Origin of the sequence: Luteibacter mycovicinus (assembly GCF_000745235.1) — a bacterium.
GTDB lineage: Bacteria > Pseudomonadota > Gammaproteobacteria > Xanthomonadales > Rhodanobacteraceae > Luteibacter > Luteibacter mycovicinus.
The window spans coordinates 3958717-3973863 of record NZ_JQNL01000001.1; the positions used below are offsets into that span (position 1 = coordinate 3958717).

Consider the following 15147-nt stretch of genomic DNA (forward strand, 5'->3'; position numbering starts at 1 on the left):
GTCGCTTGCGGACAAGCCGACGATTGTACTACCCCGGGGTGAAGCGGCTGGCTAGGCCAGCCTCAGTCCGCGATATCCGGCTCGAAGAAGCTCCACCGCACGTCCTTGAACTCCGACTTGAAGTCCGCCTCCACGATGTTGATCGCTTCGACCATGGCGCGCGCGGTCGGCGCCGCGGCCATCTTCGCCTTGATCGCCACCATCACCTCGTTGCCCATCTGCACGGTCAGCAGGTTGTAGACCGTGTCGATTTCAGGGCGGCCCTGGAGGAAAGCCATCATCTGCACACGGCGCCTCGGCTCCACGCCCTGGCCGATCAGCAGCGCCTTGACCTCGCGGGCGACCGCGACGGCTACCACGATAAGCAGCACGCCAATGGCGATCGTGCCGATAGCGTCGAATATCAGGTTGCCGGTCAGCATGGTCAGCAACACGGCGATCAGTGCCAGGCAGAGGCCGAGCAGAGCGGCCAGGTCTTCACCGAAGATCACCAGCAGCTCGCTCGCCCGCGTCTCGCGAAACCACTGCCACAGAGGCTGGTCGCCGCGCGCCTTGTTCACTTCCTGCATGCAGCCATGCATGGAAACGCCTTCGGTGATGATGGAAAACACCAGCACGCCGACGGCCAGCCATGCCCATTTGAGCGGCTCGGGATGGGTGAGCTTATGGACGCCCTCGTAAACCGAGAACATGCCGCCCACGCTGAAAAGCAGGATGGCGACGAGAAAAGACCAGAAATACAGCGCACGCCCCCAGCCCAGTGGGTACTCGGACGACGGCGGCCGCTTGGCCTGCTTCATGCCGAGCAGCAACAGGCCCTGGTTGCCGCAGTCGGCGAGCGAATGCACCGCTTCCGCGAGCATCGCACCGGATCCGGTAAAGAGGGCCGCGACGAGCTTGGCGACGAAAATGGCGAAGTTGGCGCCAAGCGCGAGAAAAATCGCGCGCTTCGAATCGGAATGTCCCGACATGTGATCCCTGTCCCGGTAAGTGATCGAAAGATCTTACCGTATGACGCCGACACCCACGCCGAAACTGATGTTCGGGTGGCCACCCGACATTTCCTTGGCCGTCCACACGTGCGACTGGTTCACCGAAACCAGCGGGAAGGTGTACGACGCCTGCCCGACATTGGACGCGCGCGTGCCATTCAGGCGGCCCGCGACTGTCACCAGGCCGCCGGCCGGGTAGTCGAGGCTTTCGACGTAGCCAGGCATGGCGGCGATAAACCGGCCGTTGCCGGTGTCGTTCGCCTGCGGCCGCTGCGAACCATCGAGCGGATAGGCGAGGATCTCGATCTCGCTGTGGTCGGCAAAGTTGCTGACCCTGACGATGCGGCCACCCCAGATCACGTCCGAGTTGCCGTAGCGTTCCGGCTCGCGCGCCACCTGGGAGGGCGGCACGGCGGCGTTGTTTGCGGTGGCCTTGTAAATCGGCGCCGGCGCGCAGGCGGACAGCGCGAGGGTGAGCAGGGCGGCAGGAACGGCTAAACGAACGATGGTCGGGCGCATGGGTCGGCTCCTGGCATGTATCGCCAATTTAGCGCCGACGGACTGAACGGGGCGCGTGCGGACTGTGGGCAGGCTCTTCATCCTTGCCTTCTTCCACGAGCCAGGTCAGCCGGTATTCGGATTCGCCCGGCTTTCCCAAAAGCTTCGGCAGCAGCTTGAGCGAATCGCGGATCGTTTCATCGAGTTTCCACGGCGCATTCACGATCGCGATGCCCGTGCCGTTGAGACGTAGCGGGGAGTCGTCGGGACGCAGCAGCAGTTCGGCGACCAGGACGCGTTTAGCGCCACACTTGGTCAGCCAGCGATGGAACGGCTGCACGTGGCTGCGCAGCTTGATCGGGTACCAGACCGCGTAGACGCCGGTCGGCCACTTTTCCAGCGCGGCCTTGAGCGTCTTCTCGATGATGCGGAACTCGGCTTCCTGAGCCTCGAACGGCGGATCGATCAGGACCAGGCCGCGCTTTTCTTTTGGCGGAACGAAGGCTTTCATCGCCTCGTAGCCATCACGCTCGTGCACATGGATGCGCTTGTCGTGGTGGAACAGCTGGCGGAGTGCGCCTGACTCGTCATTGCGTACGTCGACCATCTGCGCCGAGTCGGTCTCGCGCATCAGATGGACGGCGATCCACGGCGAGCCGGGATAGAAGCGCAGCGAGTCGCTGCCTTCGTTCAACGCGCGGACGATCTCGAGGTACTTCCACAGCAGGGGCGGCAGGCCGGAGGCGGTCTTGAGGACGCCGAAGCCTTCGTCGGCCTCGGCGGTCTTGCGCGCCTCGTTGCCTTGCAGGTCGTATCGACCGCTGCCGGCGTGAGTGTCGATGTAGCAGAAGGGCGAGGCCTTCTGCTTCAGCGAGTCGATCAGGGCCACGAGCACCATGTGCTTGAGGACATCGGCAAAGTTGCCGGCATGGTAGGCGTGGCGATAATTCATTGGGAGATTATAGCGGCCAAAAGCCGCCAATCCCCATGTAGGAGCGCGCCTGTAATGGCCGGGTTTTTCAGGACCACCAAGTAGGAGCAAAATCTCCTGCGAGGTGAATCATGGCTCATAGAAAAATTCCGGCAGCGGTCAAAGCCGAGGCAATACGACTGGTGGTCGAGGTGGGATATACCCCGCCTCAAGCCGCTCAGATGATGGGTCTGGGGCCGACGGCCCTGAGGCGATGGGTGGAGGAATGGCGTGAACGGCAAGCGGCGATACCGGACGATCCGGTGGAGCAGCGGCGCCTCATCGCGCAGCTTCAGGGACAGCTGAAAGCCTCTGAAGACGCTCGTGCGGTGTTGGCACAGGAGCGTGACGTCCTAAAAAAACAGTTGCCCTCTCACCTGGCCGCCATCTTGCGAAAGCCGAGATCGTCCAAAAGGTGAGAGGGGATTTGTCGATACGACAGGTCTACGCGATTCTTGGCTGGCCCCGGAGCCGGCACTACGCCCCCGTCAAGGCGGCTCCCGCCATCGACGAAGGGCTTGCCCAGACCGCTCTGGCCATTCATCGGGATAGTCGCCGCAGCTATGGCGCACGCCGCCTTGCGCGCAGCCTGTGCCGGCACGGCTTTCGTGTGGGTCGCGAACGGGCGGCGACACTGATGCGCCGGCTGGACATTCGACTGAGGAAGAAGCGGTTTCATTACGCCAGACGCAACACGAAACCTGCACCGGCCGAAAATATCGTCAACCGACAGTTCGATCCGGCGCGTCCCAACCAGACCTGGGCCGGCGACATCACCTTCATCCGAACGGGCCAGGGCTTCCTCTATCTGGCCATCGTGGTCGATCTGTACTCCCGGCGAATCGTCGGCTGGGCCACAAGCCACACGCCCGATTCACGACTGGCCATCAAGGCCAACGAACTGGCCATCGGCTTGCGCCAGCCGGCTCCCGGGTTAGTCATGCACACCGATCAGGGCGCCTCGTACACCTCCGATCGCTACACCCAACATCTGGCCCGGCACGGCATCGTTCAAAGCATGAGCCGAAAGGGGAACTGCTGGGACAACGCCGTCGTCGAACGCGTCTTCCGAAGCCTTAAACAGGAGTGGTTCGGCGAGGAAACCTTCCCGACCCGAGCTCTGGCATCACAAGACGCGATCGACTATCTGGTTCGCTATTACAACCACGAGCGCCTGCACTCCGCGCTCGACTACCGCCCGCCAGCCGAGTTTGAGAGGATGGCGGCTTAACGCTCCTATGCGTGGTCCTCAAATACCCGGCCACTACAGCCCTGCGCGCGACTCCTCGTGCGCGCGATTCCTCATGCGCGCGATGCCCCTCAATACGCGAAGGTCACCCGCTTCTTCACCGCATCGCCCTTCTCAATCCGGTCCAGCACGCCGATGGCAAAGTCAGCGGTCGAAATCCGGCTGTGCCCGTCACCATCCATAAGCAACTGATCGCCACCCACCCGGAAGCTCCCCTTACGTTCACCGGGCGCGATCTCCGCCGCCGGGCTGATGTAGGTCCAGTCCACACGGGCATCGCTGCCGCTGAACGCCTTCAGCGCCTCGATCTGCGAGTTCGCCGAGGCCTTCCAGGCTTCCGGAAAGTTCGGGTCGTCGATCACGCGCACGCCCGGTGCGGTCTCCAGGCTGCCCGCGCCACCGACCCAGGCGAAGCGCTTCACACCGGCCGCCGCGAGTGCGTCGAGCAACGCGGTCGCCTGCTTCGGCACATTGGCCGGCGTGGCATGGTCGTTCAGGCTGGCGATGGCGGCATCGGCCCCGGCAAGGGCGGGGGCAAACGAGGTGGCGTCGGCCACGTCACCTTTGACGACCTCGAGCTTCGGGTTCTTCGTGGCCAGTTTCGCAGGATCGCGAACGACGGCGGTGACCTCATGCCCGCGGGCCAGAGCCTCGTCGAGGATCACGTTGCCGATGTTGCCGGTGGCGCCGAACAGAACGATCTTCATGGGAATGGCCTTGGTGTCGGAAGTCAGGCAGCTAGGATGCGCCGGCGATCGTTTCCGAAAAACGCCTCATGGCGCAATTCATCGTAAAGTATCGCTTTACGACAGGGACCGACTCTTGGCCGCCGCAGACGTCAATCTGAACCGCCTGGCCGTCTTCGTCGCCCTCGTCAGGGCGGGGTCCTTCACTGCCGCAGCCGGGCAGCTGGGGACGACCAAGGCTATGGTCAGCCAGCACCTGGCAAAGCTGGAAGACGAACTCGGCGTCGCGTTGATGGTGCGCAGTACACGGCGGATGGCGCTGACCGATGCCGGTGAGCGCTTTCACGAAGACTGCGCCCGCATTCTCGCCGATGCCGAAGATGCGATCACCCGGCTGGGCGAGTGCCGTGACACGCCGATGGGCGTGCTTCGCGTCACGGCTGCCAGCGACCATGGCACCACCGTCGTCGCCCCGGCGCTCGCCGAGTTCGCCGAGCGCTATCCGCAGGTGAGGGTGGAACTGGTCGTCACCGACACCGTGTCCGATCTGATCGCCGAGCGGTTCGATCTGGCCATCCGTATCGGCTGGCTGCGCGACTCGAGCCTGCGTGCCGCCCGGCTGGCCGCCTTCCGCGAATGCCTCGTCGCCTCGCCGGCCTATCTGGAAAAACACGGTACGCCATCGGTCCCCGGCGACCTCGCCACGCATCGCTGGATCGCCGTCACGGTGCTGGCTTCGCCGACGCGATGGACCTTCACCGATGGCCACGGCGATGAGCACTCGGTACAGACCCGTGTCATCGCCAGTGCCAACAGCGCGACCGTCGCCTATCGTTTCGTGCTTGAGGGTATGGGCATATCGGTGCTGCCCGACTACGTCGTCAGTGCCGATATCGCATCGGGGCGACTGGTCGCGTTGCTTCCTGGCTTCACGCTTCCCGAAGGCGGCGTGCATGCGGTCTATCCAGGTCGCCAGCCGCCGGTGAAAGTGCGTGCGTTCATCGACCTGCTGAAGGAGCGCCTGGCATCGGATCGGCCCGGTGCCGGATAGCGGATTCAGCGGTAAAGCTTGCCCAGTTCGACGGTTTTTGCGCGAATGACCTGCATGTCCGCATCGACCAGGTCCGATGGGGTGAGATCGTGACCGAAGAACCGTCGCAGGATTTCCCTGGGCGGCGCATCGAAACCCACTGCCATCATCGCCGCATAGCGTTTCTGAAAGTCGTGCGGGTCCTTTGTCGCCATGGCGAACATCTTCGTCGCGACGAGGCCGGCGTAGAGGTAGTTGGCGAGGTAAAGCGGGTCCTGAAACATCAGGCGTTTTCCGATCCATGCATGTTTCAGTTCCGGGTCGATGCCGGGCCAGATCTCGAAGCGGCTGGTAACGGCGAGCGTCAGGGCATCGAGATCGGCTGCGCCACGGACCTTTCCGCTCGTCACGCCGTCATAGATCGACTCTTCCAGCTGCGCTTCCTCAGCGGACGTGAAAATCTCAAAGGTCATCTCGTCGAGCTGAGCTTGCAGGAAGTACGCCCCGGTCGATGTATCGGGTGCATGTCTGTAGAGATACTCGTAGAACAGCATCTCGTTGAGAATGGCCAGGGCTTCGTGCATCCAGCTGGGGCCGTGGTTGTAGAAGGCGGACACGCCGTGCGCGCTCATCAGCTCGCTATGCAGTGCATGCCCGCCTTCGTGCGCGACCACACTCGCGCCCTTGAGGCTCGAGTCCCATTGCCCCAGAAACAGGCCCGGCGGGACGCCAGAGGCCGCGATCGAAAACGCATCGTTTACGCGGTTTCCGCTCGCGGCGGCAAGATCGGTACGATGCGCGGCCGGGTCGAGTAAGGCGGTAAAGCGCGCCACGTAGTCACGCCCCAGGGGCGCGAGCGCGGCCGGGACGGTGAGACGGATTCGTTCGTAATCGAAGGTCGGAATCGTGAAGCCCTGGGGCGGCAAGCTCATGTCCCAGCTATGCACATCGGCGATCGCTGCGCTGCGACCGATCTGGGCGGCACGCAGGCGCTGATAATCCATAAGGACCGACGCGTTTCGCTGCACGGCGAGCGCTGTCGCATCGACGTCCGCACGATCGAACTGGCGCGAAAAATAGGCGGCGTCCGGTGCATCGGCGAAGTGCTCCAGGTGCGCGGTGCGGTCATTGATTCGCACCACGCCGATAAGCAAGGCCGCATACGTCTCCGCGTTGGCTGCGATCGCTGCCTGCCGCTGCCGCCAGGCTTGTTGCCGGATCTCGCGACTGGCATTCGCGCCGAGCCGATCCGCGTCCTTGCCTGCATCAAGGTCGCCGTCGGCCGTGTGCACGCTGCCGTAGACGGTGGCACGCCGCGTCTTCTGGTAGGTGTTCCACAGCGCGGTGCTTCCCTCGTCGGCGAGGTCGTCCACGATCGTTTGCTCCGCGGGTGGCAACTCGTGGGGCAGCCCGCGGACGGCGCGGTCCAGAACGTAGGCATAGTGCGTGAGCGCTGGCTCCGACTTCGCTGCGTTATCGAATCCCGCTTTGCCAACGCTTCGCAGTGAGCTCTTGACCTTGGCCATGAGCGTGTTCCCGTCGTTCTGCGATGAGCGGTAGGCATCGGCGGCGTCATGATCGTCGATATCGAGCGAAGCACGAAGATGAAGGTAGGCCATGTGCCGCTGGTTATCGGCCAGCAGGTTCTCCGTGCGCCTGAGGTACGCGAGCAGATCGCCAGGCGACGGTGAGGCGAGTACGGGCAACTCGGCAATCTCCGTTTCGAGCGCGCTGCGTGCGGCCGTCTCGGTCGTGGGCGACGCAAAATAGAGCGTCGGATCGATCCGATACGTCTCGGCGACGGCGAGGCCGGGCACCGAGAGGAGGAGGGCGGTGATCAGGTGGTATGAGCGCATGGCCGCACCGTAGCAAGCGCTGCCGGCCAATGCTTTACTCTGATTAGCGTCGTTTCCCTGGGTTAGCGGACGGCCTGTCGCCAGGCGGTGGGCGTGGTCGCGTATACCGCACGAAACGAGCGCGAAAACTGGGCTGCCCCGGCAAAACCGCACTCCAGGGCGATATCCAGTAGCGGCCGGCGCGTGCTGCGTAGAAGCGCGGCAGCGCGATCGACACGAAGGCGGCGCAGATAGTCGCCCATCGTGCATTGATGGACGATGCGAAAGGTGCGCGCGAGGTGCACCGGATGGCGTTCCGCGATCGCTGCCAGTTGCTCGAGCGTGCTCTCGCGCGACGGATCTTCATGGAGGAAGTCGCGTACCCGCCGAAGCCATACGGGCTCGTGGCGTAGGCGCAGGTCCAGCCCTCGCCCGGCGAGCGCCAGAGCCTCGAGCGTCAGTCCCTGGGCCGACAGGGTGGAGAACGCATCGCCAACACTGAGTTCGGCGGCAATCCGCTGGCCCAGGCGGAGCAGGTCCGCAGATCGGCGCAACAGCGGCCGGCCGTCGAGCCTGGCCGCGTGTTCGGTGAGCACGTCCGTGGTCGCCGTGTCGGGCGAGAAAATGACCTTCCGAGCCCCTTCGCGACCAAATCGCTGCGCGTGCACGGCGTGGGCCGGGCAGAAGAGCAGGTCGCCGGGATCGTGCTCGTTGGTTTCACCCAGGATGCGCTCTTCATACCGGCCGTCGATGACAAGGCAGAACCAGCCCTCATCATGGGCGTGCAGGTCCATCGATCCATGCGGGGCGTAATACGACACGTGCAGGTCGTTGATCCCACTCACCAAGCCTCTCCTGGCCAGAATCTCGCCGAAGAATATGCGCGCACGGAGTGGGCCGGAGCAAGACCCCTCCGTGCGTTGCTCTCCGAATCAGGTCACCTGACTGCCCAGCCGGAGGTTGATCCCCAGCGTCGCCGCCAGCTGGCGCATGTGCTCGTCGTCGCGGGAGGAGGTGATCCAGCCGGCGTACACGTCGTCTTCCTCGGCCTCGCGCGCCCAAAGGGTATAGCCGTACTGATTGAGCTGGTCGAAGGCGCGGCTGAAGATTTCCGGACCGTCGATGTCCTCGTGAAACTCGTCTTCGCTCGGGTCGCCGTCCCAGTCGATGGTGACATCGCTCCAGCGCGACACCAGCTCCATGATGGCATCGACGAGGGTGCGGGTGTCGTCGGCATCCACCTCGAAACTCGACTGCCAGTCGGTGACTTGCGCCACGATGCGGATGGGGTCGTCGTCGCCCTGGTCCTCGATCTCCGCGCGATACACGGTGAACTGGCGCAGCGCATTCTCCTCGTCGCCGGGATTGATCAGCAGCAACAGCTGCCAGACCTGGGACTCGACGGTGTCCTCGCCTTCTTCATCGTCGTACTCGCGTTCTTCGGGGTAATCGTCGTCGTAGCTCATGGGGAATGGCCTGTGGGATCGGGTGGAATCATCGCACGATGCGCGTCATAGCGCCGCAGGTCTTGAAATGGACGTCCAATCGCACAGGTTGACAAACTTGCGACGCGGTGCAACAAATGACATCCGGGCCACTGCCAACCATGCCGTTCCGGCGGCTTACTTCAGGTGTAACACGCTCCCAGTGAACGCATACGACTTCCACGCGCACACCCTCCCGATGACGTCGCCGGCCATGCCGCGATGTTCGGTGGCGGCATGCGCGTGTCGTTCGTGTCGACTGGTCTGAGCGACCCACACCGCGCGTACTGCGCGTTCCGCTAAACCCGCGGAGCACATCTCGCCATTTTCTCCGTCACGTCGACGGGTGACGCCCCGGAGCGTTGCCGCGACCTGCCGTCACTCATTTCCGTCGCCCCCGGGGCGTCGGCGCACTTTCCGTTTCCAGGGGAATTCCGTACCCATGTTGTCTTTCGCTCATCGCCGCAAGCCGTTGTTTGTTGCACTCGCCGTCGCGCTCAGCGCCTCGACCGTCCATGCGCAACAGGCCGCGCCGGCCGACACGACCGAGCCCGCCAAACCCAGCAACCTCGACACCGTCATCGTCACCGGTACGCGCAGCACCGAGCGCACCGTATCGAGCTCGCTGCAACCGATTGACGTGATCACCCCGCAGCAGCTGCAGCAGAGTGGGGCCACCCAGCTCGCGGCGGCGCTGGCGCGTCTGGTGCCCTCCCTCAACTTCCCGCAGCCGACCACCATCAGCGGGGCAGAAGTGGCCCGGCCGGTGACACTGCGCGGTCTCAGCCCGGATCAGGTCCTGGTGCTGATCGACGGCAAGCGGCAGCATTCGGGCGCCTTTCTCAACCTCGGTGGCGCCATCGGCCGCGGTTCGAACCCCGTCGACCTGAACGCCATTCCCGTGTCGGCGATCGAGCGTATCGAGGTGCTGCGAGACGGCCAGTCGGCACGTTACGGTTCCGACGCCATCGGCGGTGTGATCAACGTGATCCTGAAAAAGTCGGGTACGGGTGGCCAGGTGACGGCCAAGTTCGGCGGCTATGACGCGGGCGATGGCCTGCAGCGACAGCTCTCGGCGGATACCGGTTTCAAGCTGGGCGACAAGGGCTCGATCCATGTGGCGATCGATACCCAGAACAACGATGGCAGCAATCGCGCAGGGCGCGATCAGACCGCGGCGTCGGTCGGTACCACGTACGGCAAGAAGGTGTACTGGCTCGGCGATCCGGCCGTGCAGTCGAACAAGGTGTCCGTGGTCGGGCAGTACGAGTTCAGCAAGGCGGCCGAGGTCTATTTCGAAGCGCTTTACCGGCGTGACCGCGACGAAACCGCCAGCCTCTATCGTCACCGCGGCGATTCGACCAATGTCGCCTCGATCTATCCCAGCGGCTACCTGCCGGTGAGCATTCCGATCGTCAACGACACCACGCTGACCGCGGGCCTGCGCGGTGAGCTGGGCGACGGCTGGCATTACGATGCCTCGGTCAGCCATGGTTCGAACGAGTACGACCAGCGCAGTCATTCGATCAACGCCGACTATTACAGGGCGTTCGGTGAGACGCCGTTCTTCATCCAGGGGGCCGATTACAAGACCAATCAGCAGGTCGCCAACCTCGATATCAGCAAGGAAATCACGACATCGTGGCTGCCCAATCCCGTCAGCGTGTCGTTTGGCGCGGAGTATCTGCGTCAGGCGTACAAGGTGACGCCGGGCGATGCCGTCTCGCAGTACGGTGCGAACGGAGGTATCACGGGCGACCTGCAGGGCAACTGGCAGCGGCATGACACGTCCGAGTACATCGATCTCGAGACGAACCTGACCGACCGTTTCGCCGTGTCGCTGGCGGGACGCCACGAGAACTACAGCGATTTCGGCGGCACGACGTCCGGATCGTTGTCCGGTCGTTTCGACTTCACGCCGCGCGTCGCCGTCCGCGGCAGCGTCGGCACCGGATTCCGTGCGCCGACGCTGGTGCAGCAGCACTATGCGGATATCTCCTCGCAGTTGCAGGACCTGGGGCAGGGACAGGTGCTGGTGCAATCCGGTACGTTCCCGGTGGATGCGGAGGCCGCCAGTCTGCTGGGTGCCGAGAAGCTGAAGCCCGAGAAGTCGCGCAGCGCCACGCTTGGCCTCGTGCTCGAGCCGCTCAACGGCTGGAACGTCAGCGTCGATGCGTACTACATCAAGATCAACAATCGCATCAATCTGTCGTCGAACATTCCGGTCAGCACACCCGCCGTCAACGCCTACCTCGCCGCCAACGGTGTGGACGCGAACTATCAGTCGATTCGTTACTTCACCAATGCGGTGGACACGCGCACGCGCGGCCTCGATGTCGTGAGCCAGTACGGCTTCGATTTCGCCAACGGCGATCGCCTCAACACCACCGTGGGCTGGGCGTACAACGAAAACGAGGTGACCCGGGTCAAGCCGAATCCGGCCATCCTCGATGAGCTCGGCGTGGCGGTGCAGCGCGTGGAGCGTCGCGAGCGTCTCGGCCTGCTGGGCGATACCAATCCGCGCACCAAGCTCGACGTCGGCTTCGATTACCTGCACGGCCGCTGGGCGGGCCACGCCAACGTTCAGCGCTACGGCAGCTATACCGTCTACAGCAACAGTGGCAATGCGCTCGATCAGAATTTCGATCATCGCTGGACGCTGGATCTCTCGGCCGATTACAACATCGACCACTGGACCCTGAGCGCCGGTGCGGACAACGCGTTCAATGCGCGCCCCGAGCAGGTGAAGTATGCCAATTCCACCAGCGGCAACTTCAAGTACAGCCTGTTCTCACCGCTGAGCTGGAACGGGCGTTACTACTACGCCAGCGCCACGTACCGGTGGGACTGATGCGCATGCGTACGCTCTTTATCGCCCTTTCCCTCACCGTCGCCGCTGGCGCCCATGCCGCTCCCGCCGAACCGATCGCCGGCTTCGGCGGCGCCTCGACGCAGGCGGAGCGCGACGTGGAGCAGCGTGTCGACGCGTCCATCGGCAGCGCCGATCTCGACGGCTGGTTACGGCGGTTGACGTCGGCGCCCAACCAGGTCGGGTCGCCGCATAACGACGACAACGCGCGCTTCATCGCGGACAGCCTGCGTCAGTGGGGCTGGGACGTGAAGGTTGAAGCGACCCGTGTGCTTGTCGCCTATCCCACCGTGCAGAAGCTTTCGTTGCTGGGCGGCGAGCACTATGCGGCGGACTTCACCGAGCCCGCGGTCGCCGGCGATCCGGACACGGCGAAGCGGGATGGCGTGCTGCCGGGCATGGAGTCGTACAGCCCGGACGGCGCGGTCGATGCGCCGCTGATCTACGTCAATGAGGGCCTGGCCAAGGACTACGCCGAGCTCGAACGCGCGGGCGAGTCCGTGAAAGGCAAGGTGGTCCTGGTCAAGTCGAGCGGCGCCGGGCGCTGGGTGAAGCCACGTCTTGCGCAGGAGCACGGCGCGGTCGGCGTGGTGATCTACTCCGATCCGGAAGCCGACGGCTTCGTGAAGGGCGACGTGTACCCGGACGGCGCGTGGCGCACGCCGCGTACCGTGCAGCGCGGCACGCTCGGCATCGACAGCGTGCTGGATGCGGCAAGTGCGAAGACGATCCAGGACGCGAAGCACACGGCGGACCTGACGATTCCTGTGGTTACCATCGGCTATGGCGACGCCGAACACTTCCTGCGGGCGCTCGGCGGGCAGGCCGTGCCGGACCGCTGGCAGGGCGGTCTGCCGCTGACCTATCACGTGGGGGGCAATGCACGTGTTCATCTGGAAGTCCGTTCGCCGTGGGAATGGCGCACGCTGCACAACGTGATTGCCACGTTGCGCGGCAGCGAGCATCCCGACGAGTGGGTGATTCGCGGCGTGCATCACGACGCCTGGGTCTATGGCGCGTGGGATCCTCTCGCGGGCACGACGGCCCTGCTGGCCGAGGCCAGGGCTATCGGCGAGCTGGCCAGGGCAGGCGTGCGACCGAAGCGCACCCTGGTGTTCGCCAGCTGGGATGGCGAAGAGCTGGGCATCCTGGGCTCCAAGGCCTGGACTGCGCAGCACGCCGCCGAGCTGTCGAAAAAGGCCGTGTTCTACCTCAATAACGACACCACCGGGCGGGGCTTCCTCGCCGCGCAGGGTGACCCGTCGCTTTCCACTCTGATCGACGGCGTGGCCGCCGATCTGCAGGATCCGGAAACCGGCGCCACCGTGCAGGCACGTCGCCTGGCCAAGCGTGCGGTGGATGCGGCGGAGAAGGGAAAGGATGTTTCCGGTCCGATCATCCCGTCGCGTGTGGGTACGGGCTCCGATTACCTGTCGTTTGCGCATCGTCTCGCCGTGCCGTCGCTGCACGTTCGCTATGGCTATGACCGCGACGGGGACGACGAGAGTGTGCCGGTGTACCACTCGCTCTATGACACGTACACGCATTACCAGCGCTTCGGCGATCCCGGCCTTGCGTATGTCGGCTTGCTGGCGAAAACCAACGCGCGACTCGTCCTGCGTGTCGCCAATGCGGACGTGCTGCCGTGGCGATACACCGGCTTTGCCACGGCGCTCGGCAAGGACATCGACCGCTTGCAGGCGAGCTCGGAAACGGCGCACAAGGAAGCGCAGCGCCATAACGCCCTGGTGGACGACGGTTCGTACCACCTGGCCGATGTGGCCTATCGGAAGCTGCAGCCGCCCACGCGCGTGGACGATGCGTGGCAGGCGGTGAATCTCGATGCCCTGCGGGACGCCCAGCGCGATCTCCTGGCCGCCGCTGGCGCCTTCGACGCGGCCGCGTCCACCGCTGAAGCAACGGGTGCGCCCGCACTGTCGTCGTCCCGCGCCGCGAAGGTCAACCGTGCGTTGCGCGATGTCGCTCCGGCGTTCCTCCAGGCGTCCGGCTTGCCCCAGCGCACCTGGTATCGGCACCTGCTGCAGGCCCCGGGTCGCAAGGAGGGCGAAGACGTCGCGCCGCTTCCGGGTATCGGTGACGCCATCGACGCGAAAGCCTGGGATCAGGCGAGTGCGGAAGTGACCCTCACCGCCAACGCGACCCGAAAGGCCGCCGAGGCTTTGCGTCGGGCGACGGTGACGCTGACGCAGCCGTAAGAGGTTATAGTCCGCCGCATTCGCCGGGTGGACAGCTTCTTTCATGACCGAAACGCCGCAAAAATCAGCGCCTCATCGCAGGAAAGTGTGGGGTCCGATCCGCTACGCCCACGCCCGCCCACGCCTGCTGGTGGGCGCCGCCGTGGCGGTGGTTGCCGCGGCGGCGCTGGAATTCAGCGGCATTCCACGGTCGTTGCCGCTGCTGCTGGGATTCGATCTGGGTGCCGTCGTGTACTTCGTCCTGCTTTTGCGGATATTCGTCGGTGCGAGTCCGGCCACCATGCGACGGCAGGCGAAGCAGCAGGACACCGGCCGGTGGACCACGCTGCTCAGTGGTGTGGTCCTCTCCGCCGTCGTGCTCGGCGCGGTCACGACGGAGCTGAACTCCAGCGACAAGGGCGGGGCACTGGCCATCGCGGTGGCCGCGACCACCATCATCCTGGCGTGGACCTTCATGAATACCCTGTTCTCCCTGCATTACGCCCACGGGTATTACGGGGAGTTCGGCAAGCCACACCAGGGGCTCGATTTCCCCGGTGATGAGGAACCCGATTACTGGGATTTCGCCTATTTCGCCTTCACCATCGGCATGACTTTCCAGGTCTCCGATGTCCAGATCACCACCCGGTACCTGCGCCGGATCGGGCTGATGCACAGCGCGATCGCGTTCTTCTTCAACGTCTTCATCATCGCCATCAGCGTGAACATCGCCGCCGGCAAGGCCTGATCGGCATTAACTTCACCCCCTACTGCCCATTTTTCTTATTGACGCGACGCCGCAAACGCGGTGTCCTTCGATTAGCCGTCCATACGGCAGGGGCCCTGACGGGCTTGAGAAGAGAAGGGGGGAAGCCAAATGACAATCCAGACGTTCGCACGGGCGGCGGGGGTCGCCCTGGTCCTCGTTATCGCCAGTAACGCGGCGGTCGCTCGCTCCGAGGACGACACACCACCCGAGTCGATCTGCTCGGTGCTCGGCACCGCCGCCCGCTACCTCAACACGACGGTGACCGTCCGTGGCGTGGCCAGTAGCGAGGGCAAGACGACGACGCTGTCCGATGCGCAGTGCAAGGGCGCGGTGGACCTCGCCATGGACGACAAGTCCGCGGGTAAGCGGGATGTGTCCTCATTCCGACGCACGGTGAGCAATAAAGGCACCCGTGCCGATGCCACGGTGTTCGGACGCTTCAAGGCGACTGGCGACGCGCAGCATCCGTATGCCATCGATGTATACAGCGTGCGTGACGTGAGCGAGCTGCCGGCGGTTGCCGAGGGGAGCTGAGGGCAGCTCCCACGAGGGCAGCGCCCGGTCGTCGAT

At 64.4% G+C, this 15147-nt stretch carries 14 protein-coding genes; 7 read left to right on the forward strand and 7 right to left on the reverse strand.

Going from position 1 to position 15147, the window contains the following annotated elements:
- Window positions 1-62: 62 nt before the first annotated feature.
- Genes FA85_RS17630 through FA85_RS17640 form a run of 3 tightly spaced genes read right to left on the reverse strand, consistent with a single transcriptional unit; the run spans window position 63 to window position 2442 of the window.
- Window positions 63-971: a cation diffusion facilitator family transporter gene (locus FA85_RS17630; RefSeq protein ID WP_036114357.1), complete on the reverse strand. Its 909-nt coding sequence runs from the start codon at window positions 969-971 to the stop codon at window positions 63-65.
- 33 nt (window positions 972-1004) lie between these two features.
- Window positions 1005-1511, reverse strand: coding sequence for a Slp family lipoprotein (locus FA85_RS17635; RefSeq protein WP_036114354.1), 507 nt, complete (start codon window positions 1509-1511; stop codon window positions 1005-1007).
- Window positions 1512-1539: 28 nt separating this feature from the next.
- A complete protein-coding gene (locus FA85_RS17640; RefSeq protein ID WP_036114350.1) occupies window positions 1540-2442 on the reverse strand; it encodes a 23S rRNA (adenine(2030)-N(6))-methyltransferase RlmJ in 903 nt (300 codons plus the stop codon).
- 110 nt (window positions 2443-2552) lie between these two features.
- Here FA85_RS17640 and FA85_RS17645 point away from each other — a divergent pair, with 110 nt between their 5' ends.
- Window positions 2553-2879: a transposase gene (locus FA85_RS17645; RefSeq protein ID WP_036109331.1), complete on the forward strand. Its 327-nt coding sequence runs from the start codon at window positions 2553-2555 to the stop codon at window positions 2877-2879.
- Between the two features lie 8 nt (window positions 2880-2887).
- Window positions 2888-3691, forward strand: coding sequence for an IS3 family transposase (locus FA85_RS17650; protein ID WP_239739771.1), 804 nt, complete (start codon window positions 2888-2890; stop codon window positions 3689-3691).
- Between the two features lie 89 nt (window positions 3692-3780).
- Here the strand turns inward: FA85_RS17650 and FA85_RS17655 are convergent, their stop codons facing one another.
- On the reverse strand, window positions 3781-4416 hold the full coding sequence (locus tag FA85_RS17655; protein ID WP_036114347.1) for an NAD(P)-dependent oxidoreductase: 636 nt from the start codon (window positions 4414-4416) through the stop codon (window positions 3781-3783).
- A 115-nt stretch (window positions 4417-4531) separates the two neighbouring features.
- On the opposite strand from FA85_RS17655, the gene FA85_RS17660 reads away from it, so the two are divergent.
- Window positions 4532-5446: a LysR family transcriptional regulator gene (locus FA85_RS17660; protein ID WP_036114344.1), complete on the forward strand. Its 915-nt coding sequence runs from the start codon at window positions 4532-4534 to the stop codon at window positions 5444-5446.
- Window positions 5447-5451: 5 nt separating this feature from the next.
- On the opposite strand, the gene FA85_RS17665 is transcribed toward FA85_RS17660, so the two are convergent.
- From FA85_RS17665 to FA85_RS17675, 3 genes are all read right to left on the reverse strand, one after another.
- Window positions 5452-7281 (reverse strand): M3 family metallopeptidase, encoded by a 1830-nt coding sequence (locus FA85_RS17665; RefSeq protein WP_036114341.1) that lies wholly within the window; start codon window positions 7279-7281, stop codon window positions 5452-5454.
- Window positions 7282-7343: 62 nt separating this feature from the next.
- Window positions 7344-8054: an AraC family transcriptional regulator gene (locus FA85_RS21195; RefSeq protein ID WP_197056585.1), complete on the reverse strand. Its 711-nt coding sequence runs from the start codon at window positions 8052-8054 to the stop codon at window positions 7344-7346.
- 138 nt (window positions 8055-8192) lie between these two features.
- Window positions 8193-8726, reverse strand: a complete 534-nt coding sequence (locus tag FA85_RS17675) for a DUF6630 family protein (protein ID WP_036114338.1) — start codon at window positions 8724-8726, stop codon at window positions 8193-8195.
- 460 nt (window positions 8727-9186) lie between these two features.
- Here FA85_RS17675 and FA85_RS17680 point away from each other — a divergent pair, with 460 nt between their 5' ends.
- From FA85_RS17680 to FA85_RS17695, 4 genes are all read left to right on the forward strand, one after another.
- Window positions 9187-11595 (forward strand): TonB-dependent receptor plug domain-containing protein, encoded by a 2409-nt coding sequence (locus tag FA85_RS17680; protein WP_036114337.1) that lies wholly within the window; start codon window positions 9187-9189, stop codon window positions 11593-11595.
- 5 nt (window positions 11596-11600) lie between these two features.
- Window positions 11601-13829, forward strand: a complete 2229-nt coding sequence (locus tag FA85_RS17685) for a transferrin receptor-like dimerization domain-containing protein (protein WP_036117898.1) — start codon at window positions 11601-11603, stop codon at window positions 13827-13829.
- Between the two features lie 85 nt (window positions 13830-13914).
- Window positions 13915-14556 (forward strand): DUF1345 domain-containing protein, encoded by a 642-nt coding sequence (locus FA85_RS17690; RefSeq protein WP_239739830.1) that lies wholly within the window; start codon window positions 13915-13917, stop codon window positions 14554-14556.
- A gap of 129 nt (window positions 14557-14685) precedes the next feature.
- A complete protein-coding gene (locus tag FA85_RS17695) occupies window positions 14686-15111 on the forward strand; it encodes a hypothetical protein (RefSeq protein WP_036114334.1) in 426 nt (141 codons plus the stop codon).
- The last annotated feature ends 36 nt before the right edge of the window (window positions 15112-15147 follow it).

What these genes read in the sequence shown, in the direction of transcription:
- FA85_RS17680 (WP_036114337.1), top strand. Translation starts at nt 9,187, where the DNA reads ATGTTGTCTTTCGCTCATCGCCGCAAGCCGTTGTTTGTTGCACTCGCC.
- FA85_RS17635 (WP_036114354.1), bottom strand. Translation starts at nt 1,511, where the DNA reads ATGCGCCCGACCATCGTTCGTTTAGCCGTTCCTGCCGCCCTGCTCACC.
- FA85_RS17665 (WP_036114341.1), bottom strand. Translation starts at nt 7,281, where the DNA reads ATGCGCTCATACCACCTGATCACCGCCCTCCTCCTCTCGGTGCCCGGC.
- FA85_RS17675 (WP_036114338.1), bottom strand. Translation starts at nt 8,726, where the DNA reads ATGAGCTACGACGACGATTACCCCGAAGAACGCGAGTACGACGATGAA.
- FA85_RS17695 (WP_036114334.1), top strand. Translation starts at nt 14,686, where the DNA reads ATGACAATCCAGACGTTCGCACGGGCGGCGGGGGTCGCCCTGGTCCTC.
- FA85_RS17630 (WP_036114357.1), bottom strand. Translation starts at nt 971, where the DNA reads ATGTCGGGACATTCCGATTCGAAGCGCGCGATTTTTCTCGCGCTTGGC.
- FA85_RS17655 (WP_036114347.1), bottom strand. Translation starts at nt 4,416, where the DNA reads ATGAAGATCGTTCTGTTCGGCGCCACCGGCAACATCGGCAACGTGATC.
- FA85_RS21195 (WP_197056585.1), bottom strand. Translation starts at nt 8,054, where the DNA reads ATGGACCTGCACGCCCATGATGAGGGCTGGTTCTGCCTTGTCATCGAC.
- FA85_RS17685 (WP_036117898.1), top strand. Translation starts at nt 11,601, where the DNA reads ATGCGTACGCTCTTTATCGCCCTTTCCCTCACCGTCGCCGCTGGCGCC.
- FA85_RS17645 (WP_036109331.1), top strand. Translation starts at nt 2,553, where the DNA reads ATGGCTCATAGAAAAATTCCGGCAGCGGTCAAAGCCGAGGCAATACGA.
- FA85_RS17640 (WP_036114350.1), bottom strand. Translation starts at nt 2,442, where the DNA reads ATGAATTATCGCCACGCCTACCATGCCGGCAACTTTGCCGATGTCCTC.